This window comes from Paenibacillus sp. GM2FR (assembly GCF_002803325.1).
GTDB lineage: Bacteria > Bacillota > Bacilli > Paenibacillales > Paenibacillaceae > Paenibacillus_AQ > Paenibacillus_AQ lautus.
Genome location: NZ_MKZM01000010.1, coordinates 472,844 through 493,831, shown reverse-complemented (window position 1 = coordinate 493,831; position 20,988 = coordinate 472,844). Strand labels below are relative to the sequence as shown.

Below are 20,988 nucleotides of genomic sequence, written 5' to 3'. Positions count from 1 at the left end.
GTAATCATTATATCGAACTTTCGTCATTCTTTAACCTAAAAAAGAAACCGCCTCTCTCCTCTGTGATCATCTACAGGAGAAGAGAAGCGGTATTCTGCCTTCTAGCCTTTACTTCAGTTTGTGCAACAGATTATAGATGACCTGCGCGCTTTCCGCACGCGTGGTCAGGCCTTCCGGTTCAAAGCGGCTCGGTGTATGGCCCTGAACAAAACCGAGGGCATGCGCAGTTTCTACCGCTACCCGAACCCAGTCCGGGGATGAAGCAAGGTCGGCAAAATCGCTGCCCGCGCTGATGTTCTCCTGCTGCTGTTTCATTGCGTGGGCATAAGCGCGCACCAGCATCGCCGTCATTTCCTGACGTTTAATCGGGGCGTCCGGATCAAAACGGTCTTTGCTAGTTCCATTCACGATGCCTGACTCGGCAGCTGCGGCCACAGCCTCTGCGTACCATTTGCTTGAAGCTACATCGGCGAACGGCGCAGAGCTCTCTGCCTGAAGATCAAGCAGACGAACCAGCATCGCCGCAAATTCGGCCCGGGTCACTTGCTGAGCCGGTGCGAAGCGGTCCGCGCTTACGCCTTCGATGAGCTGCTTCGCGGCCAAATCGGCAATCACTTCCGCGGCCCAGAATGAAGATGGCACATCGGCAAAGGTTTTCTCGTAATCCAGCAAACCGTAAGCGCTGAAATGGCGGATTCCCGCGGCCATGCGGCCGTCTTTGTTTACACCGCCAATATACTCCAGCTCACCATTGTCGGACAAATAGTATATGGCAATTCTTTTGCCGTTAGCTGCATTAGATAATGGCAGTTCCAGCGTGATCGGATGATCGAATTCCGTTAAGCTGTGGACTTTGCCATCCGCTGTCGTTAATTGAAGCTGGAACTTCAGCATGGCTCCCGCTGAAGTCAGCTTCGCACCGGAAGCGCGGGCAGCTTGCTCGATAAGCTCCTTCTTCTCCGCATCCGATAACGTTTCGGCACTCAGTTTCATCGTGCTCTTCTCAAGCTGCCCTGCATCTGCAAGGGCGCCCAGTTGGCGAAGCACTTCGGCCGGGATCGTTAGGGACAAATTCTTCGCTTCAAGGTGGATCGAACCATCCTTGAGGATGTCTGCTGCATTCCCTGGCAGCGTAATATCCGTAAAGCTTCCATCCATCGTTATGACAACTTGCCCGTTCGAGAGCTTGGCAGCCAGCTCGCTCACGGATAACGTGACACTGCCTGACGGCGGCGTTACCGGCGGCGTTACTGGTGGTGTAACTGGTGGTGTTACCGGCGGCTGCACGGGCGGGTCTACCGGCGGCTCCGGTCCCGGATCGGGATTCCCCCCGCCCCAGGCGGTCACCTTCAAATCATATTCCGACTTGAACCCTTCGTAGGTTGCCGAAATAACGGTCGCCCCTTCTGCCAAAGCTCGTACCGAGCCCTGTTCATCAATGGAAGCTACGTCCGGCTTACTGCTCGCATAGGTAACACCTTCGATTAAACGGATGCGGCTGCCGTCGGTATAAACGGCCTCCGTAACCGTGTTATCCGTATCCCCGATCTTCAGCTCGGATTTGCCGCTTAAGCGTATCGATTCGATGCTGCCGTTCGGAATTCGATCTACCGTAATCTTCACGTCTGCATAAACATCCGGCGCTGCCGTGCTGGTCGCTCTTACGACCGCGCTGCCCAGACCTTGAGCCGTCACGACGCCGTCTGCGGATACGTTGACGACATCATTCGACGGTTCGGAACTGTATACGGACCACACAACAGTTCGTTCAGCCCTGCGCGGCTTCACTAGAGCCACCAATTTTTGGCTCTCGCCTACAGCTAGCGTCAGTTGGTTTGGAGTTACTTCAATCCGCTGCGGTTCCGGCTTCGTATCCGACTTCGCCAGCGTAAACTCATCCACGACGCGTCCGTCAACGGTTTTGGTTACATAATAAAGCTCGTCTCCTTCCACTTCCACAGAAGCATACATCTGAGTTGGTTCATCGTCGACCACCTCATGCCAGCCTCGCTCCGTGTGAGAGTAGAATTTAGGCCCTGACGATCCCGCTACGACGTAGGTTGTGCCCTTCCCGTCCGCGGCAATCTGGTTGTTCATCATCGGGTAAGAACGAATATATATATGATCATGTCCGTTTAACACGAGATCCACGCCAAATTTCTCCAGCACCGGCGCCCACAGACTGCGTACCTCGGCGGAATCATAGATACTTCCATAAGGCCCGCGGTGGAACATCGCGATGGTCCATTCCTTCGTATTGTTAGCCAGATCCTGCTGGAGCCACTTCTTCTGCTCCTCCAGCTGATACTCGCTGTTCAGCATAATGAAATGAACGTCCTTGTAATCAAAAGAGAAGTTCGTTCCCTTCAGGCTGTCCAAGCCATTGCCCGGCTGATTAAAGTGAGCCAGGAAGTCCCCGTTTTCCTTATTCCCCATCACTTCATGGTTGCCGATGGCCGACACTAACGTCGTATTCAGGAAATGCTTCTGGGCTTCATCGAACCAATAGTTCCACTGCTCCTCCAGGAATCCCTTGTCCACCATATCCCCGGCATGGACCATGAATTCGGCGTCCGGATGCTCGGCTGCCGCCTTGTCGATTGTATTCCCCCACAGCTCGAACTCTTTCGAGGTGGAAGCCTGGGAATCGGCAAAATACAAAAATTTCGTTGTGTCTCCCGCAAGCTCCGTTGTTTTAAAGGAGCCTTGTGCACTGTAATGGCCTTGGCCGTCACCGACTCTGTACACATACTCTGTGCCCGGCTCAAGTCCGGCCGCTGTCGCTTTATGGACACGGACGGTGCCGAGATCCAAGGTATGGTACAACTCGCTGGCACCATTGAATTTCTGGACGTTCGGCGCATCGAAATCCGTTAATTCGGACCGCTTGACCAGTTCCACGACGGTCTCATCCGTCGCCGGGTCCGTGTGCCAGTTCAGCATCCGCGACGTGGTCGGATCTTCTCCCATGCCCACGCTGATGTTGAACGGAGTAGGACTTCCAGCCAGCGGCGAAACCTTAAACTCCAATGCCGGGCTATATTGATTGCCTTTGACGGCCTGCACCGTATACGTCTTGACCTGGGACGTCAGCGCCCCCGTCTTCAGGATACCCACTGCATCCGTTGTGCCAACCGCTGCAGCGTCAGCCATGATCTGGACGCCTTCCACAGGCTGACCTTGGGCATCGGTCACTTCAAACACGGTTTCGTATCCCTGTACCGCTCCTTCCTCATTCCAGCTCAGCGCATAATGCGTTGCGATCTGCGATTCGATCGGAAGACCGTAGAACGAGAATTCGGTACTGCCCGTATCGGTGAAGGATACCGCTCCGGACGTGAGCGATATGATGCTGCTGCCGGTTGCGTTCTTTTTCACGTCGTACCGGATTTGGCCGATCCAATCCGTATCCTGCAGGGATGCGGTATGGATGTCCTTCCAAGTCACTTTCACCACTCCTGTTGTAGCGTCAATGTTCGCACTAACCTGGGATGGGCTCAGCTTGTCCCCCGGTATGAGCTCCAGATTCTCCACTTTGGTGGGATCGAATTGGAAATCGACATGGCCGCTGCGGATTTGGGATGTCTTCACACCGCCGATATCCAGCGTGTAACTGCCGCCAACATAGATCGTATTCGGCGTATCGTACACCACCTTGGCTGAACCGGTATTTACGTTGAAGTTCCATTCCTTGGTCGTTTGGTTGCCCGACAAATCACGAACGGTGACTTTTGCTTGATGAACGCCATCAGCGAGCGGAACGCTTGGCGTGTAATGGATTCGTCCTTCCGGCGGATACAGGGTATGCTGCACCGGACTGCCGTCCAGATAGAACCGGATTTTGTCCGGATCAATTAAGGTGGTTCCCGGGTGTGCCACAGGATCATAGCCTGCATCCTCGGCATACACGGTAATGGTCGGCGTGTTCTCTGTAATCTCCGTACCGTTAGCCGGAGAGAATTTCTTTAAGATCGGCGGATCGATATCGTCATTGGCCGGACCGTACAATGCACGAATTTCGTCCACGTAAATGGCACCAGCGTCTTTTTTCGCCGCCTGGGTTTCCATGTAACGAACCGGCATGTCCATCACCAGCGGAAGCGTTCTTCCTTTGGGCACGGACGCTTCGAGATACTTCCATCCCTTGAAATCGACGCCGATCGTCTGATCGGTAAAATCGAGCGGGATCGCTCCCTTGCTGTCACGAATCTGGGCACGGAGCCAGTGAGCATTGCCATCCCCGTAGACCCACATGCTGATTTTCTCCGGATAACCCGGAATTTCGATATTGTCCGCCGTACCGTTCGTCTGCAGATAAGCGCCGGAGGTACCCGTCATTCCTGTAAAATCATACTCCAGCTTCAAAGCGCCATTCCCGGATCGAATATAGGTCTCATCGGTTTCAATAGATACCTTGGTCGACTTGTACTGCGCTCCGGCGCTTGGTTTATAACGGCTAAGGCCGTTCTCGAAATCCTCGAGCATCACCGGCGGAAGCCCGACGTTCACATCGATTGAAGTCTCAATTTGACCGTACTTCACGAAGATTTTGCCGCTGACGTCCTGCTTGTCCGTGGCGGTAAACGTCCCGTTTCCGTCAATCGTCCCGATATCGCCTTCGGTACGCCACTCCAAACGGCTATTGTCGGCCTGTACCACTTGACCATTGCGAAGCGCCGTGACCTTGAGCGTCTCGGTCGAGCCGGAAGAGAAGGTCTTCACCGCGTCCGAGAACTTGAGCTCAGTCAGCTCATCGACGATTTCCAATGAGGCTTTACCTGTCAAATTACCGGATTGTACGGATACATCGGTCAATCCAGATTGGTTGCCTGCCTTAAACGTCCCGCTGGCGTCGATTGTCCCATAGGCTGGATCAACGCTCCAAACCGCGGCCTCCGTCATTTTCGCCGGATGCAGATTTTGATCCACGGCCGCCGTTTTGAAGGTAGCGGATGAACCAGTCAGCACTCTTTCCAGTGTGGGCGCCACAACAAGTTTATTCGCCGCTCCTTCAGGTGCCTTGTTCACCAGCAAAATGCCGTTGGCCGTCTTGCGTTCCCCGCCGTCCGACGGCGAGTTGAGCACCTTGCGCTCCGTTTCTCCCGGCAGACGGGCAACGAAGGTAGCCGAACCGCCTCCGTCCAGATTCAGTGCGTTCACTACGCCAAGCTCCTGCAGCATTTCGCCAAGCTCGATGTAGTTAAGCCCTTCACTGAACCCCGGCTGGCGGCCATCGACCTCGAACAGCACGACGGAGCCGTCCGCTTTGGTGCCCACCACCGTTCTCGGGTGTACAGCCGGATCGGTATGCTGCTGCACGACGCCATCCTTGACCAGCATCACGGTGCCGCCAATCGCCATCGTGACGTCCTGCCACTCGTTATCCAGCTGAAAACCAGCCGTCACTTCATCCCCTGCCTTCAGCCCGGCAAGCTTGCTCCGCTGCGAGCCCGAAGCGGACAATACCACTTGACCTTGGCCGATCGGCAAATTCCCCTGATCCTTAACAACAGAGACCACTTTCATCGTCAAGGTCTCCCCGCTGGCGACCCTGCCGCTCACGATATCCAGAATCACTTCGTCTCCCAGATTATTGGTCATCGTGGTGGCATTGAATTTTTCGGTATAAAGAACAAGTGCGTCCGTCCCTCTTAGACGGTTGATGGAGGACAGGCTGCTGACCGTTCCGCCTACCGTCACATTTTTCGTCAATTTCGGACTGCCGTACAGGCTGGTCCCGTCCTGTTTAATGCCAAAGGCGTTCCGGCCGCTGGGCGGATCCGTCAACAGCTCTCCGTCCCCCATGAACAATCCGAGCGGAATTCCGGTGGACATATCGTAGAAATCTCCGTTCACCGCCGCGATGACGCGATTGCCTGCCTTGTCGGCATCCGACGCCATTTTGCTGACTCCCTGCATGCCGTATACCTTGCCATCGGTGAGACCCGGCTGAAGCTCCAGATTTCCCTGCGATGGATCAAATTCCACCATATGGACCTTCTGCTCGCCGCTGCCTTTTTGCATATTCGCCCACGTGTATGTAGCCCCCGGCCCGATCTTCATCTGCCGCATATCAATGACCGATGCAGCGGCAGCCACTGGGTCGGCAGCAGCAGCTTGTCCTGCGGGAAACAGCAGCGATAGAAACATCACACCGCTGAGCAGCGATGATATTCTCTTTTTGCTCCTTAACATGTACATGAATTCCTCCTTCTCTATGCTTGGACTCTGGTTCCTCTCGGTTGTAAGTCCGCTCATGAACGAAAGACCTACTCGGGAGTATAGCGCTCGCTTGTTAACTCCACCTCCAATCTGTGTTAAGACCGAGTTAACTCTGCCGGTATCGGCTTTACATTCAGTCATTAGCTGGAAGGGCTGCAAAAAAGTATGCTGCCGATTCGTATTCACCGCTTCCGACGAACGAAATTAACCCGTCTTCTTCCCTTCATCATATTGAAATTTTATTTTAAATTACAATACATTTTGTAAAATTTTATTTTATTTTTTTCGGCAGGAATTTCCGGATGGGCGGCGTAAGCGGAGCTTTTGTCGAATGCGGGGAATGAAAACAAACGCCTCGCCGCCAGTTTCCGACTTATTTTTACGGCGAGCTTCCAAAAAGCGCATAAAAAAACAACCGCAGCTTATAGCCGCAGTTGTTTTCAAGATTCCCTATTATTTTTTGCTGACGTTGCCGTTGGCATCAATTTTTGCATTGTAGGAGAGTTTGTTCAGTTTCGCGATGATCTCTTTATTATACTTCTTGTCCATCAGATTCGGCTGACCTTGAAGAATCTTCACCGGCGTAATTCGGCTCGTGATCTTGGAGCCCTGAATCTCGACATGCACCATCATCGACAGCAAGGTTTTGTCTCCGCCCCGGGTGGAGCGGTTGAACACAAAGTTGCCAAGCGAATAATAAATCGGCTTGTTCTTGTAATATTCGATGCCCATCAACGTATGGCTGTGCGATCCGATAATGATGTCGGCCCCGGCGTCAATCATCTTCTTGGCCATCGTGCGCGCATATTCTTCCGGATAGTCGGCGAATTCCTGGTTCCAATGGATGTATACGATCGTATAATCGTTGGTTTTGGACGACTTCTTAATATGGGTCAGCATAGGCTCCATCGTGTAGGCGGAGGCAGCACCCGGGTGGTTCTTGCCCGCAATCCAGGAATTGCCCGACAGCACCCGGCTGACGCCCAGCACCGCGACTTTCTTCCCGTTAATGTTCTGCACGTAAGGCTCGAAGGCCTCGTCTATATTTCGCCCGGCACCCGTATACCCGATCTTCTGGCGTTTCAGATGCGTGATCGTGTCCAGCATGGCCTGCTGGCCATAGTCCAGGATGTGGTTGTTCGCCAGCGTGACGCCGTCGATTCCCGCGTATACCAGGCCCTTGAGCGTGTCCGGCTTCGAACGGAAAGCAAAGGTTTTATCCGCAGCCTTGCCACGAATGGAGACCGGCGTCTCCAGATTGGCAAACGCCATATCCGCCTTTTTCAAGATGGGGGCTACCTTCTTAAAAGGATATAGGTTACCGAATCTATCGATCTGGCTTCCCACATATCCGTCTAACAAAATGTCACCTGCAAACACGAGATTTATCGGTTTTTCCTTCGACTTGTTGGCTTGAGCGGTTGTCCCTGCTGCCGAAACGATGCTGGCCGGGATCAGCATAACGATAACCAGAATGAGGCAAAATAATCTTTTCATATCCATGCCGCCTTTCCAAATAAAAATCCTGAGAAGCTAGTTATTCACCTCGTTTATCCTATCATAAATTGATATAAAAGGGTAATTATATAAAAGAAACCATTTAATAGAATTATGTAATGGTTTCTAACCAGTAGCCCTTTCAGCACTACGCATGCGGATTATTCTTCCGATCCCTGTTGCCCCAAGATTATTTTCAAACGGATTACAAGTGGTGAAAATCCAGGGTCAAAGGGGACCGCTTCGCTTCTCCAGAATCATTCCGCCTTCTCCATTGAGGCATGTCAACATCCAAATCATTCAAATCTATCTTTTTCTATCCATAGTCTTAGACTTAAAATGCGAAGAAAAAGTTTCAAATTTTGCAAATCATATTGAAAACAATGTAAAGAGCTTATATATTTAAACGTATCGTAAGTGTATCTTTAATTTTAATTACGTTTTGTAATATTCACACGCGGTTAGTCTTACATATAAGTAAAACTAAAGGAGCTGCAATCCATGAATATTCACGCTGCGGGCGAGAACTCAACCCCCATGATTGATGATACGGACCGTAAAATCATTGCGATTCTCGGAAAAAACGGGCGAATCTCGTACACGGATTTGGCCAAGGAGATCGGTTTGTCCCGCGTGGCCGCGCAGGCCAGGGTCAATGCCCTGATTGATGACGGCGTCATTGAGCGCTTCGCGGCCGTCATTAATCCGGAGAAAGTGGGGATTTCGGTGTCCGCTTTTTTCAATGTGGAGGTTGAGCCCAAATATTTGCAGCAAGTGGCGGACACACTGGAGAACGAGCCATATGTCACCAGCCTGTATCATATGACCGGTCCCAGCAAACTGCATATGCACGGCTTGTTTGCCGATCATAAGGAAATGGAAATGTTTTTAAACGAAAAGCTTTACCCGCTTCCGGGCACAACCAGCGTGGACACACAGATTCTAATCAAGCGCTATAAAAGCCGAATGGGCATCAGACTCTGATTTTCGACAGAAAGGACTCCTACCCTTGGATGATAAAAATAGCAATCCATACATGGAATTAACGTTCGGCATGTTCCGAACCGGCATACTTGGTTATGGCGGCGGTCCCTCCGTCATTCCGCTGCTCCGGCATGAGGCCGTCGTTCGTTACGGCTGGCTCAGCGACGATGAATTCGGAGAGGTGTTGGCTCTGGCCAATGCGCTCCCGGGTCCGATCGCTACGAAGATGGCCGCCTATCTCGGTTACCGGGAAAAAGGGGTGCTAGGCGCGGTGGTCGCGGTTCTTGCGCATATCCTCCCGACCTGCATCGCGATGATCGCGCTGTTGTCGGCGGTGACGTTCCTCAGCAGTTCCAAAATCGTGGCGGGCATGATTGCCGGCGTTACGCCGGTCATTGCGGTCATGCTGGGCACGATGGCTTACGAATTCGGCGAGAAGGCCGTGAAGGGACTTGGCATTTACGCCGGGATCGGATTTTTTGTAGTGTCGTTTCTCCTGCTGGAAAGCATCCAGATCCATCCGGCCCTCGTCATTATGCTGTTCCTTGCCTATGGCACCGTACATTTCAAAACCGTAGCCAAACTCAAAAAACAAAGACGGGATAAGGAGGGGGCCGCCTAATGGAAGAATGGCTTCAGCTGCTGATCAGCTTTTTTGTCTCCAACGTGCTCGGCTATGGCGGCGGCCCTGCTTCGATCCCGCTCATGTATAAGGAAATCGTCACGAATCACGGCTGGCTGACCGACCCGGAATTCTCCAACATGCTTGCACTTGGCAACGCGCTTCCCGGGCCGATTGCCACCAAAATCGCCGCTTTTGTCGGGTACGACGTATCCGGCTGGATGGGCATGACCCTCGCCCTCGCTGCTACGGTCATCCCTTCCGCGGTAGCGCTCATCTGGCTGCTGAATCTGCTGCAGAAATACCGCACGTCGCCGGTGGTCAAAGGCATGACCCTGCTGGTTCAGCCGGTCATCGCGATCATGATGCTGACCTTGACCTGGCAGATCGGCAAAAGCTCCGTCATCTCCATCGGCCTCCTGCAGTCTCTCGGTATCGCCGCTGTCGCCTTCTGGGCCATGAACATCCGTAAGATCCACCCGGCGCTGGTGATCCTGGCCGCGTTTGCTTACGGGGGATTGGTGTTGTCGCAGGTGGTGTGAGGGGGATTGTAGAAAACAACTATAACCCGTTCGGGCAAGTCGCTGTAACTAAAAGAGCGAGTTTGAGGGGCACTTGCCCATCAATACTCGCTCTTTTTTCTAATCAAGAGCCATCCAAGCATACCCCGGACTACGCACCACGCATCGTACTTATCCCCCGATTAGACCAACGGGGCAATCAGCAGAAATCACATGTGAACCGGACGTCCAAAAATATGATCGTCATATCATTTAATTTGTCCCGAAAGTCCTCTTGCTCTATGGTCGAAAGGACTTTCTAACGGACACAGAGTAACCTTATTTCATACGAAACAGCCCCTTCGGTAACTTTAGCGGACCCAGAATACCTTATTTCATACAAAACAGCCCCTTTGGTAACTTTAGCGGACCCAGAGTACCTTATTTGCTGTTTTAATCGGTATTTGCACCCATAATTCGCACAATAGCGGATCTGGAGTCCGGTACATTGTAAAAAATCGAGTTATGATCTTAAATAACGGATCTAGGGTCCGTTAAAAGCTGACACAAGTGACTTGAGTGCCCATGGCTAGTAATGTTACCTGCAGCCCCATTAATTACATCCCTTCAACTCCCCGCCTGCTTCCTCCCCATCACCACCCCGATCTTGCCCTCTTGGACCTCCACCTTATACTTCTTCACCCGGATGCGGTCGCTGAACAGCGACTTGCCGGTCTGCAGGTCGAACTCCCAGCCATGCCAGGGACAGCGGACGATCTCGCCCGCCCGGCCGTATTCGTAATCATACACCTCCGAAGGAAGCGTCGTGCCGGAGACCAGTCCTGCGCAGATCGGCGCTCCCTGATGCGGACAGTAGTTCAGAATCGCATGATACTCGCCGTTGATCCGATAGATGCCGATTTCGCGCCCCTCAATGTTCACGACCGCGTGCCCGCCCTCCGGAACGTCCTCCTCCGCCAGCACGTAATGTACCGCCATACATGCCACCTCCTTGCCTATGCGCCCAGCTTTGTAGGGTTTGACTTTGCTTTGACTTTGCTTTGACTTTGCTTTGACTTTGCTTTGACTTTGGTTCAACTTTGTTTCGACTTTGTTTTCTACTTTCTTTCGACTTTGATTTCGACTTTCTTTCAACTTTGTTTTTGACTATGTTTTCGACTTTCGTTTGTCTTTCGTTTGTCTTTGGCTCGCCCTTCTTTCGCCTTTGGTTTATCTTTGGTTTATCTTTCGTTTGTCTTTGGTTCGTCTTTGGTTCGTCTTTGGTCTGACTTTGGTTTGCCCATAGCCCCAGCTTCAATTATTCGTGCTAGGTTCATACGGATACCGTTCATCCATTTATCCATTCATCCATTTATCCATTCATCCATTCATCCATTTATCCATTCATCCATCCATCACCCATTCCCTCAATCCAACCGGTACAGCTGCCTCGCATTCTCATAAAAGATCTTCCGCCGAGCTTCCGGTTTCAGGCCCCGCAGGACATGGCCCGGCGAGTCGAAGTCCCAATGCGGATAGTCGCTGGAATAGAGCAGCATGTTCTCTGCGTCGATCATGTTGAACAGATCGATGAGATGCTGCGGATTGTCGGGCTCCTCAATCGGCTGCGTCGATAAGTAGCAGTGATCCCGGATGTACTCGCTTGGCATTCTCGTCAGCCAGGGCACCGTTGCGCGCAGTGCCTTGTAGTTTTTGTCCAGCCGCCACATCAGGGCCGGCAGCCAAGCCACTCCGCCTTCAACCAAAACGACCTTAAGGTTCGGATACTTCACGAACACGCCTTCGCAGACCATGCTCACCAGATGCGCCATGAACATTTGGGAGAGGCAGGTGTGCCACTCAATGTAGCGGGTCGGGTAGCCGGCCGCGGTGGGAGCCGTCGAGCTCCCGCCGCCTTCCGCTCCCGGGTGGATTGCGAGCGGAAGGCCGTTTCGCTCCGCTGCTTCATAGATCGGGTGATAGTGGCGCTGACCCAGCGGCGAACGCGCCGCACTGGAGATCATCACTTCCACGATATCCGGATGGCCGCCGATCCGGTCGATCTCGCGTGCCGCCAGCAGCGGGTCCTGGGTGGCTACCGCCATTGCGCCTTTGAACGCTTTATGTTTGCCGAGCCACTCAGCAATCAGATAATCGTTATAAGCCGAGCATATCGCTGCCGCATAATCCGGATCATGCGTGGAGGAGATATTGTAGACGACGCCCGTCAACACGGCGTAGTCCAGATTGTAGCCTTCGATCAGCTGCTTGATCATATAATCGGGATCGGAGCCGGCTTTTCCTCCCCCCGGAGGGATCGAGTCTTTTTTCATCACGCCGATCGGCGAGTAATACCCTGATCCTGCATATCCGATGCCAGATGCCGCTACCCGGGAGCGCCAGGGCTCCTGCAGATATGGAAGCAGCGCCCTGTCGTCCTGCTCGTTATGAACGTCAACATCGATAATTTTCATATCGTCCATTGCCTGATTCCTCCATCTCCATCGCGGATTACTTGCCGCCGTATGTGCGAGTATAGGCGGTGTTGTACATGGTAAGGAGTTCATCGGAGCCGAGTTTCTTGGCCTGGTCAATAAACTGCTGATAGGTGGAATCATTAATCGGGGTTTTGCCAGTTACGAACTCCGTCACCTTCTGTTCAAGGAATTTGTTCAGATTGTTCAGCTTCGATTTCTCGAGCTCCAGCTCCTCTTCCGTCTTGACGATCTGTTTCGGTGCCGGCACGATGTACTGCTCATATCGGGCGTTAATATCCTTGCTCTTCTCACTCAATCCGCGCTCCCACACCTCACGGGATTTGGCGTTATTCAGCGTAATCAGGTCATACCATACGCCCCAGTCCTTGCGCAGCGCATTAAACGGAGACTCGCCAAACTCCTTGTTATATACCGCTTTGCCGTCCTCCATCGTATACGTTTTGCCTTCGATTCCTAGGGACAGATAATTCGTTCCCTCTTCGCTGACCAAATAATCGAGGAATTGGACGGCGCGTTCCTTATCCTTGACTTTAGCCGAGATCGCTCGACCGACGGTGCCAACGACCGGACGGGAGAACTGATAGTTCTTGATCCCTTCGGCGGCAAAGGAAGGAATCGCATCCAGCTCATACTCGGCCGTACCAGCCCCCCTCGCCTTCGCGACAAGCGACTCCAGATCGGCCTTCCAGAAAAACGTCACCAGGGATTTGCCCGTTAATATCCGCTCCTCCCACTGCGCTTGCGTCAGCAGCGAGAATTCCGGATCCAGCAATTTTTCCGCATACAGTTTATTCAGATAGACCAGCATATCCTGATAGTTTTCATGGTATGGGGCGAATGCGTATTGGTCGGTGGTCGGATCCAGATTATAGAAGCCGCTGATGCCCGTGAAGATACGCCCGAAGGTCGTATACAGCCCCGTATCGCCAACGATCGCGTTCGATATGAGCGGATAGGAGTCCGGCACCTTTTCTTTCAACGTTTTCAGATATTGATAAAATTCATCCACGGTGGTCGGGGCCTGTATCCCGTGCTGATCCATAATGTCCTTGCGGGCATACCAGATAAAGTTGAAGCCCTTGCCCTCCGCATCCCCTTCCAGGACAGGTACGGTATACAAGCCTCCGTCCGTGCCGGTTGCCAGCGCCTTGGCTTCAGGATATTTTTCGTAAAATGCTTTAAGATTCGGTGCCCGATCCAAATAATCATTAAGATTCAGAAACACCTTCTCCGGCCCATGCTCCCTGCCGTCCTGCGTCGGCACCTGGATAAAATCCGTAGCCGTATTCGTGGCAATCATGATCTGCCTTTTCTCCTCAAGCCCTTCCTGGCTTACGATCTGGAACTTCACTTTGACGCCCGTCTTAGCCTCGATCTCTTTGAAAATCTCCCAGTCATCCCGAACCTTGCCCTCCACCCGGTCGTATACGAGCCATGAAAAAGTAACCGGTTTGTCAGGACTTAACGTCCCCGAATCGTCCTTGCCCCCGCTGGTGCATCCCGTAACCAGCATCGCGCAGAGCAGGATCATGGCAAGCGCTGTTCTGAACCCCTTTCGCCGCATTCCCTAACCTCCTTTTTATCATCACAACGTATAGAGATGGATTTACTTGAAATCCATGACTATCCTTTAATGCCGCCAATCATCGTGCCCTGTACAAAATATTTTTGGATAAACGGATAAACGCATAGGATCGGCAGCGTACCGATCATGATCATGGCATATTTCAACGTCTCCAGATGCGTCAGGTCGCCCTCGCCCTGCACATTCGTACCAGCGATCAGGATGTTGCGCATCATGATTTGCAGCGGGTACATCTCCCGGTCATTCAGATAGATCAAAGCGCTGAAAAAAGAGTTCCATTGATTCACGGCCGTGAACAGGCCGATCGTGACCATCACCGGTACGGATAGCGGCAGCACGATCCGCACCAGAATCTGTATGGATCCGCAACCATCGATGGCAGCCGCGTCCTCAAGCTCCTCCGGCAGCGCCTCGAAGAATGTCCGCATAATGAACAAATACCATGTGCTGATCAGCGACGGAAGGACAATTGCCCAGATCGTGTCCAGCATCCCCAGCTTCTGAACGATCAGAAAGGTCGGGATCATGCCGCCGCTGAACAGAAGCGTGAATGCCGCCATCAGCAAAATCACTCTCCGGCCGGGCAGCCACCGCTTCGCAAGCGGGTACGCCATCGCGGAGGTCGCAATCAGCGTCAGCACCGTATGCAGGAATGTGTACCGGATTGTATTCCAGTAACTCATCCAGAGATCGGGGTTATAGATAAGCTGTTCGTATGCGATCAGCGTAATCTTTTTTGGCCACAGCAGCACGGCGCCGCTTGCGACCATGGCATTATTGCTGATGGAAGCCGAGAATACGTACACCATCGGATAGGCCATCACCATGATCAGCACCATCATGAACAATACATTGAATACGTCAAACAGCTTTGAGGCGAAGCTTTCCTGCTTTTTCATCGCGCACCTCCCTTACCACAGGCTGGTCTCCGAATATTTGCGTACGATCCGATTGGCCGCAACGACCAGAATGAAGCCAATCGCCGACTGGAATAGGCCCACCGCGGTGGCGAAGCTGAAATCGGCATCGAGGATGCCCCGCCGGTACACAAAGGTGTTGATAACATCCGAGGTTTCGTAATTCATCGTGTTGTAGATCAAGAGTATTTTCTCGAAGCTCGCCTCCATGAAATTACCGAGCGACAGCACGAACAGGATAATCATGACCGGCACCATGCCGATGAACGTAATATGCCGGACCTGCTGCCATCGGTTCGCCCCATCCATCTTGGCCGCTTCGTACAGCGTCGGATCGATTCCAGCAATCGCAGCCAGATAGAGAATGGTGCCCCACCCCACCTTCTGCCATATTTCGGAGCCCACATACACCGTCCGGAACCACTCCGGCATGCCCAGAAACATGATCGGCTCGATGCCGAACAGCTTGACGAGCAGATGGTTCACCACGCCTGTTGTGGGAGAGAGGAAGGTAACGAGAATGCCCGCAATCACGACGGTAGACAGGAAATGCGGCATATAGCTGATGTTTTGCACAAACCGTTTGAACCATTTGCTCTTCAGTTCATGGAACAGGATCGCCAGAATGATCGGCGCCGGAAAATGAAACAGAAGATCGTACACATTCAGCATGATCGTGTTGCGAATCAGCTTCCATGCATCGGGGGTGACATAGAAAAATTCAATCAAATGCTTGAATCCGACAAACTTGCTTCCCAAAATGCCTCGGCCGATCGAATAGTCCTGGAAGGCGATGATGATGCCGTACATCGGCGCGTACTTGAATATCAAGTAATACAAAATGCCGGGCAGCATCAGCAAGTACAACGCTTTATGCTTTCTCAGAACATAGCCGATCCGTGATAGCTGCGCCAATAATCCCCACCTCCGATTGAAAGCATTTACATTCGTTTGTTGTTGTCCCCACTATACGAGCCGTGCCTTCCTCGCGTAAAGCAAACATCTTTTCCTTGAGACGCATGTTTTGCAATGCCTGCGCCGCAAGGCTTTCGGCCTGTTCCATGCAAAAAAAGAGACTTCAGAAAATAATGCAGTCTCTTTTTTCCTACTGATGAAAACTCCGGTATTTGGCTGGGGTAATGCCTTCATATCGGCGGAAAGCCCGAATCAAAGAATTTCGGCCCCAATACCCGACCTTTTCGGCGATTTCGTCTATTTTCAAATCCGTTTCAAGCAAAAATTGCTTTGCCTTCATCAGCCGGTACTTCGCGATATATTCCACGTACTTCTCACCGACCTCCTCCTTGAAGGTACGGCTGAAATGCCCGATGGACATATTCATCATGCCGGCAAAATGCTCAATCGACAGCTCTTGATCATAATGCTCATGAATGTATTCCACAATCTCCATAAACTGTTGACTCCGGCTGCTGGAAGCCGGCTTCCGGAACAGAAAACCATGAATGTCCACGAAGCAGCACGTCAGCTCGTCCCATGTCATGCAGCGATTCATCCGTTCGAACAGACCCGAGTAATACGGAACGTTGAGTTCATTGCGCTCCGATTCCACGGCCCGAATCCAGGTGTTGAGCACATCGGCAAGCAGATATTTCATCTGCATGGCGGAGGCATCCTTGCCCTTTCCCTCCTCCAGTAGAGCAAGCACGGAATGAAGCAGCTTGTCATACTCCCTCGTTTTGTACTGATTGAGAATCCGCTGGACCTCTTGTACGGATAAGAAAGGATCCCACTGCTGCAGCTCCCGGGAAGGCTGACTGCCGCAAATCTCCACCGCGGAATGCAGCCCCCGGTACTTCAGCATGGCTAGAGCAAGCTCATAGGACTGGTGCAGCTCTTCGATGGCATGAACGGTCTTTCCGATACCGATGGTCGCTTTATAATAAGCACCGTATTCCAGAAAAATGCCCCGAATCTGCTCCGCTGCTTTTTCCGAATCATCCTCCGTGATGGGACCATGCTCAACAATGCAAGCCATCAGATCCGGCCTTGTTTGGCAGATCCAGATCATGCCGGGTGCCAGCCGGTGAATCTTGTCCTTCAGCTCCGTCAGCAAAAAAGTCTTGGTGGATTCCGATGCCGAATCGTAAACGGTTGGATCATAATGGAACGAAATGCACAGGACGGTTCTCGCCGCCTTATGGCTGTAGGCAAATTCAATCTCCTTGGCGTAATACTCAATCGATAAGGCATCCCGGTATTGCCCCAGCAGGATTTTCGTAAAAAACTGCTCCTGCACGATCGGCAGCATCCCGTTCACCATCTGGAACAGCTCTTTATTCTCCGTCATGATGAACTGGGAGTAGCGTTTGATGACATCAAACTCGTTTCCTTCGTGGCCGACCTTCCCGCTGGGAGCGTGATGCAGCTTCAATCCATCCTTAATCTCCCGGATCGGCCGGTATAAGCGCCGACTTAAATAATATGAGGCGAGCGCGCCGACTATGAGGAAGAATAGGAGGAACAACCAGCAGATCCATCGGGTCATATAGACCGGCTTCATCAATGTTTCTAAATCGATCATGCTGATATAATGCCAGGACTCGTCGAAGCCGGATGCCATGAAGGACAGCCCCATCTTGTCCGATATCGTGAATGGCGAAGCAACGCCGTCCGTACGTATTCGCTGCTGCAGGGTAAGCTGGTCCTGCTCGGTCAGTCCGGTCTGGGCTATCACTTTGGCTCCATCATCTACAATCGCTGTGCCTGTAACCCAGCTCTCCGGAATATGAATCTGCTCCTCTAGCTTGTCTCGTTTCACTTCGACCAGGAGATAGACTTCAGGAGCCGCGGTATTAAACGGGTAGCTCATGGATGCCGTCAAAGTGTCGGGGGAATCCATGAAATCCATCATTTTTTTGCCGGATAACTCGGCTTCCAGCTGATGGCGGCGGTTCAAATCCAAGGGATAACGGGAATGGAAATAATACGCTTTATTCGTATAGGTTTCGGCATCGATCATCAAATCCTGGTGAACAAAATAATAATACGCCCTCTCGACGAGATCATCCGATTCCAGCTGCTGCAGCTGCTCCCGCAGGGAATGAAGCAGTTCCGGAAGCAGTTGGCTATCCGGCGAAGAAGCCATGGGAGCGAGAAGCACGCTCCGTAATCTGGAGGTGCTGAGGATATTAATCATGCTCGTCTTTAAGGATTGAAGCTCGGTGTCCGTCTGCTCGGAGAATCGGTTCATCATCACTTGATTGAAACGCTCGGCATCCTTTTCAATGATGCGAACGACCAGCACCTGGGCAAGAACCGATGCCACAATAACGGGAATGAGAATGAGGAGAAAATAGTTGGCGAACAGCCTCCAAAACAGGGTGTTCCTTCTGGGAGGCGGAGAATCGGTATCTCCCGGCTCAGGTGATCGGTTAGGCGGCGTCCTTCGCTTCATGAATGTCCCCCCTTTGTTATTTAAAATTGCAAGCAGCAGGGCTTGCATTTACGTCTACTATATTTTGATGTAAGTTATATTATTCGCTGCACCTTCCTTGCACGGAATTTGTACTGAAATGACGTTTACCGGACATGTTTGCGTCCATAGCAAAAAGAGCCAGGAATCTCCTGGCCCTTTTCAGAAACGAGAATGTCTTTTTTCCTTGCTCGTGTGCACTTACTCGTATTCAAATACCGCATCCGGCGTTAGGGTGACATTGGGCGCATAACTCGGCATCTGACCGGTCTCTTGCAAATATTGCTCAACAATGCGAGCAGCATCTACCAAGGAGCTTAGCAGCCAATCCTCATAAAGCTTACCGAATTTCTTATGAAGCCATTCAGAGGTATATTCATTCGAAAGGGTGAACAAGGAGTAGATTTCACGGACGGTATTGGTATGCTTCCGACCGTAATCATCCGTCCAAGTCACTTTTTTATTCAAATCCACTTTGCGGATATCTTCCGTTTTGGTGGACAGAATGCCATTCTTGTATTGGTAATAAATGCGCAAGGATTTTTCATATTCATGGCCTTTTAGCAGTCTCCAACCAGCCATGCTTCCGGTCGCAGGGACCGATGACATTTTGCTTTTCCCGGAGTTTCCGGTGTTGCCGCTGCTCGTTGCTTTCTTCGGCTCGCCCTTTACAATGAATTGTGCCGCACCCAGCGTCACAGTCATTTGCTGCTTGGATGCGTCCCACTTGAGTTTTGCACCCAGTGCTGAGGTCAACAGATCGGCAGATACAAGCGTCTCCCCCTTGTGCTGGATTGGAGCGCCTTTCATATTCACGGTTTTGCCGTTGATCTTCGCCTGCTTGCTTCCTGCCTTAACGGAAAGCTTGGTTTCTCCTACGGTAATGTCAAAGGTTTTGGAAGAAGCCTGATATTGAATCGAACCTCCCATGGCTTGGAATACCGGCTTCAACGGCAGGTAGGTGATCCCCTTCTCCTGCTTGGCATTCTCCAGCGGCTTGCCAAGTCCTGAAACGATTTTCACCGATTGCTTCTTGCCTGCAACTTCCACCGTCAGCGTGGCTTCGCCCACACCCATAATTTTGTATGTGCCTTTATCCGTTGCCTTGATTAAATGCGGCTTATCTATGGACAAAGCGATCATATTCGCCGGAATCTTGTGCTTCTCTCCGCTGCCGTACTGAAATTCGACCGTTGGCGTGATGGAACTCCCCACCTTCGGCTTGCTGTTCGATACCTTTAAAGTGACAGTAGTAATGCTCGGTACCGTCACATCGTATAGCTGTCCATGATCATACTCCGTCCAAGTACCATCCGATAACCTTGCAAAAAAGCTTTTGGAACCTTCAATTCCCACGATCTCTTGAACTCCGCTGATTCCGTTCAACGGGCTCGTTTCAAATGTTTGCGAGAACACATCCAATCTGGCATTCCACACCGTTCCGTCTTTTTTGACGAAAATCAGTTTCTGTTCTTTACCAAAAGAAATGTCAGCCCCGTCGCTAATCAAGTTTTGGGACAGGTAAGTCGTGCTGCCGTTGACACGAAGTGTACTGAACAGCACAAGTCTTCCATCATTGTATAAAATAGCGGCGTAATCGCCGGCAACCTTGATTTTGCGGATCGCGTTCACGTCCACTGCTTGACCCAGAGTCACAGGCTCCGGCGTATAGGCACTATTGTGGTATAAGATTGTCCCCGACTGGGTAACGCCGCCGATAATTCCTTTATTCTCATCAAAAACGGATATTCCCTCAAAGCCTTTTACCGCTTGAGGCTTGGAGTCAACCATGCGTTGAACGATGCCGTCAGTGGTCAGCCAGTAACCTTGTCCAACCTGCTTTACATGATTCACACCCGCCACAACCTGATATCCCGTTTCCCCCCACTTAACCAGGCCACCCTGGTTATTAACGCCGAATCCGTATCCGCTGGAGCCTGCGATTAACTTCAGATCTCCACCCATCGGAATCGGGATTTGGGTGATCGGAAGGCGGCTGTACGCAACCCAGACTGTGCCATCCTTCATCAAGGGTGTGCCATCCGGCAATAGCATTGCAATCTTCGAGCTTGCCTTATCCTGCTGGCCATATGCTGCCCCGGCCGCGGTCGGGATCATCACGCAAACCGCCAACAGCAGAACCCACATTTTCTTGAACATGAACGAACCTCATCTCTTCTCAGAATGTAAGTCTTTCAAATCTAGTTAATTTGAACCAGGAATATTATACCATTCAATAGAAATGAAACAATATCAAAATTTCGCAAGATTGCAATCCACAAAAAAACACCCCCAGCATCTGTTTCCAGACGCCAGGGACGCTTATCGTTCATCATCCACTTATTCCATGCGTTCAAACACCTTGAATCTTCGATCTTCCTGCAAAGCCACCAACATATCATCATCCACTACGTAGATTTCCGTGCCTACCAGCAGTTCATTCGATGATAAATGCGTATCCGGATATTGGTCCGGCTCGAGCTGCTTCTGGATGGTGCCTGCCAAGGTCAAATTCGCCTCTGCAAAAGCCTCCGCACCCTCGATGCCTTTTCCTATATACTCTTCATCATTGTACTTTAACAAAAGACGCATAACTGGCCGACGGTTTACTGCCGCAGCCCATGCACAGGATCAACAATAGGCTGATGACCGGAATCCCTGTTATCTTAAGCCTCTTGCCCATAAGTCTTCCTCCCTTGCGGCATCATCCATACGGTCTCATCATCTATC

Annotated in this window: 13 protein-coding genes; 3 read left to right on the top strand and 10 right to left on the bottom strand. The window is 51.7% G+C overall.

Annotated elements, in window-relative coordinates:
* Positions 1-108: 108 nt before the first annotated feature.
* Positions 109-6,195: a phosphodiester glycosidase family protein gene (locus tag PAEVO_RS27255; RefSeq protein ID WP_100540851.1), complete on the bottom strand. Its 6,087-nt coding sequence runs from the start codon at positions 6,193-6,195 to the stop codon at positions 109-111.
* Positions 6,196-6,675: 480 nt separating this feature from the next.
* On the bottom strand, positions 6,676-7,719 hold the full coding sequence (locus PAEVO_RS27250; RefSeq protein WP_100540626.1) for a CapA family protein: 1,044 nt from the start codon (positions 7,717-7,719) through the stop codon (positions 6,676-6,678).
* A 501-nt stretch (positions 7,720-8,220) separates the two neighbouring features.
* On the opposite strand from PAEVO_RS27250, the gene chrS reads away from it, so the two are divergent.
* The 3 genes from chrS to chrA are packed head-to-tail and all read left to right on the top strand — an operon-like array spanning position 8,221 to position 9,867.
* Positions 8,221-8,703 (top strand): chromate efflux transcriptional regulator ChrS, encoded by a 483-nt coding sequence (gene chrS / locus PAEVO_RS27245; protein ID WP_100540625.1) that lies wholly within the window; start codon positions 8,221-8,223, stop codon positions 8,701-8,703.
* Between the two features lie 52 nt (positions 8,704-8,755).
* On the top strand, positions 8,756-9,325 hold the full coding sequence (gene chrB / locus PAEVO_RS27240) for a chromate efflux transporter ChrB (RefSeq protein WP_100540850.1): 570 nt from the start codon (positions 8,756-8,758) through the stop codon (positions 9,323-9,325).
* A complete protein-coding gene (gene chrA / locus PAEVO_RS27235) occupies positions 9,325-9,867 on the top strand; it encodes a chromate efflux transporter ChrA (protein ID WP_100540624.1) in 543 nt (180 codons plus the stop codon). The genes chrB and chrA overlap by 1 nt, the downstream gene beginning before the upstream one ends.
* A gap of 585 nt (positions 9,868-10,452) precedes the next feature.
* On the opposite strand, the gene PAEVO_RS27230 is transcribed toward chrA, so the two are convergent.
* From PAEVO_RS27230 to PAEVO_RS27190, 8 genes are all read right to left on the bottom strand, one after another.
* Entirely contained in the window at positions 10,453-10,824 is a 372-nt protein-coding gene (locus tag PAEVO_RS27230; protein WP_100540623.1) for a Rieske (2Fe-2S) protein, read from the bottom strand.
* Positions 10,825-11,252: 428 nt separating this feature from the next.
* Positions 11,253-12,308, bottom strand: coding sequence for an amidohydrolase family protein (locus PAEVO_RS27220; RefSeq protein WP_100540621.1), 1,056 nt, complete (start codon positions 12,306-12,308; stop codon positions 11,253-11,255).
* A gap of 28 nt (positions 12,309-12,336) precedes the next feature.
* Positions 12,337-13,887 (bottom strand): ABC transporter substrate-binding protein, encoded by a 1,551-nt coding sequence (locus PAEVO_RS27215; RefSeq protein ID WP_100540620.1) that lies wholly within the window; start codon positions 13,885-13,887, stop codon positions 12,337-12,339.
* 59 nt (positions 13,888-13,946) lie between these two features.
* Positions 13,947-14,807 carry a carbohydrate ABC transporter permease gene (locus tag PAEVO_RS27210; protein WP_100540619.1) on the bottom strand — a complete coding sequence of 287 codons (861 nt, stop codon included), beginning with the start codon at positions 14,805-14,807 and terminating at the stop codon, positions 13,947-13,949.
* A 12-nt stretch (positions 14,808-14,819) separates the two neighbouring features.
* The gene (locus PAEVO_RS27205; RefSeq protein ID WP_100540618.1) at positions 14,820-15,740 is read right to left on the bottom strand and encodes an ABC transporter permease; all 921 of its coding nucleotides are present in this window, start codon (positions 15,738-15,740) and stop codon (positions 14,820-14,822) included.
* Between the two features lie 190 nt (positions 15,741-15,930).
* Positions 15,931-18,240: a helix-turn-helix domain-containing protein gene (locus tag PAEVO_RS27200; RefSeq protein ID WP_100540617.1), complete on the bottom strand. Its 2,310-nt coding sequence runs from the start codon at positions 18,238-18,240 to the stop codon at positions 15,931-15,933.
* A gap of 219 nt (positions 18,241-18,459) precedes the next feature.
* Positions 18,460-20,418: a copper amine oxidase N-terminal domain-containing protein gene (locus PAEVO_RS27195; protein WP_100540616.1), complete on the bottom strand. Its 1,959-nt coding sequence runs from the start codon at positions 20,416-20,418 to the stop codon at positions 18,460-18,462.
* A 180-nt stretch (positions 20,419-20,598) separates the two neighbouring features.
* Complete coding sequence (locus PAEVO_RS27190) at positions 20,599-20,841, bottom strand: hypothetical protein (RefSeq protein ID WP_243390951.1); 243 nt, start codon at positions 20,839-20,841, stop codon at positions 20,599-20,601.
* Positions 20,842-20,988: the final 147 nt, after the last annotated feature.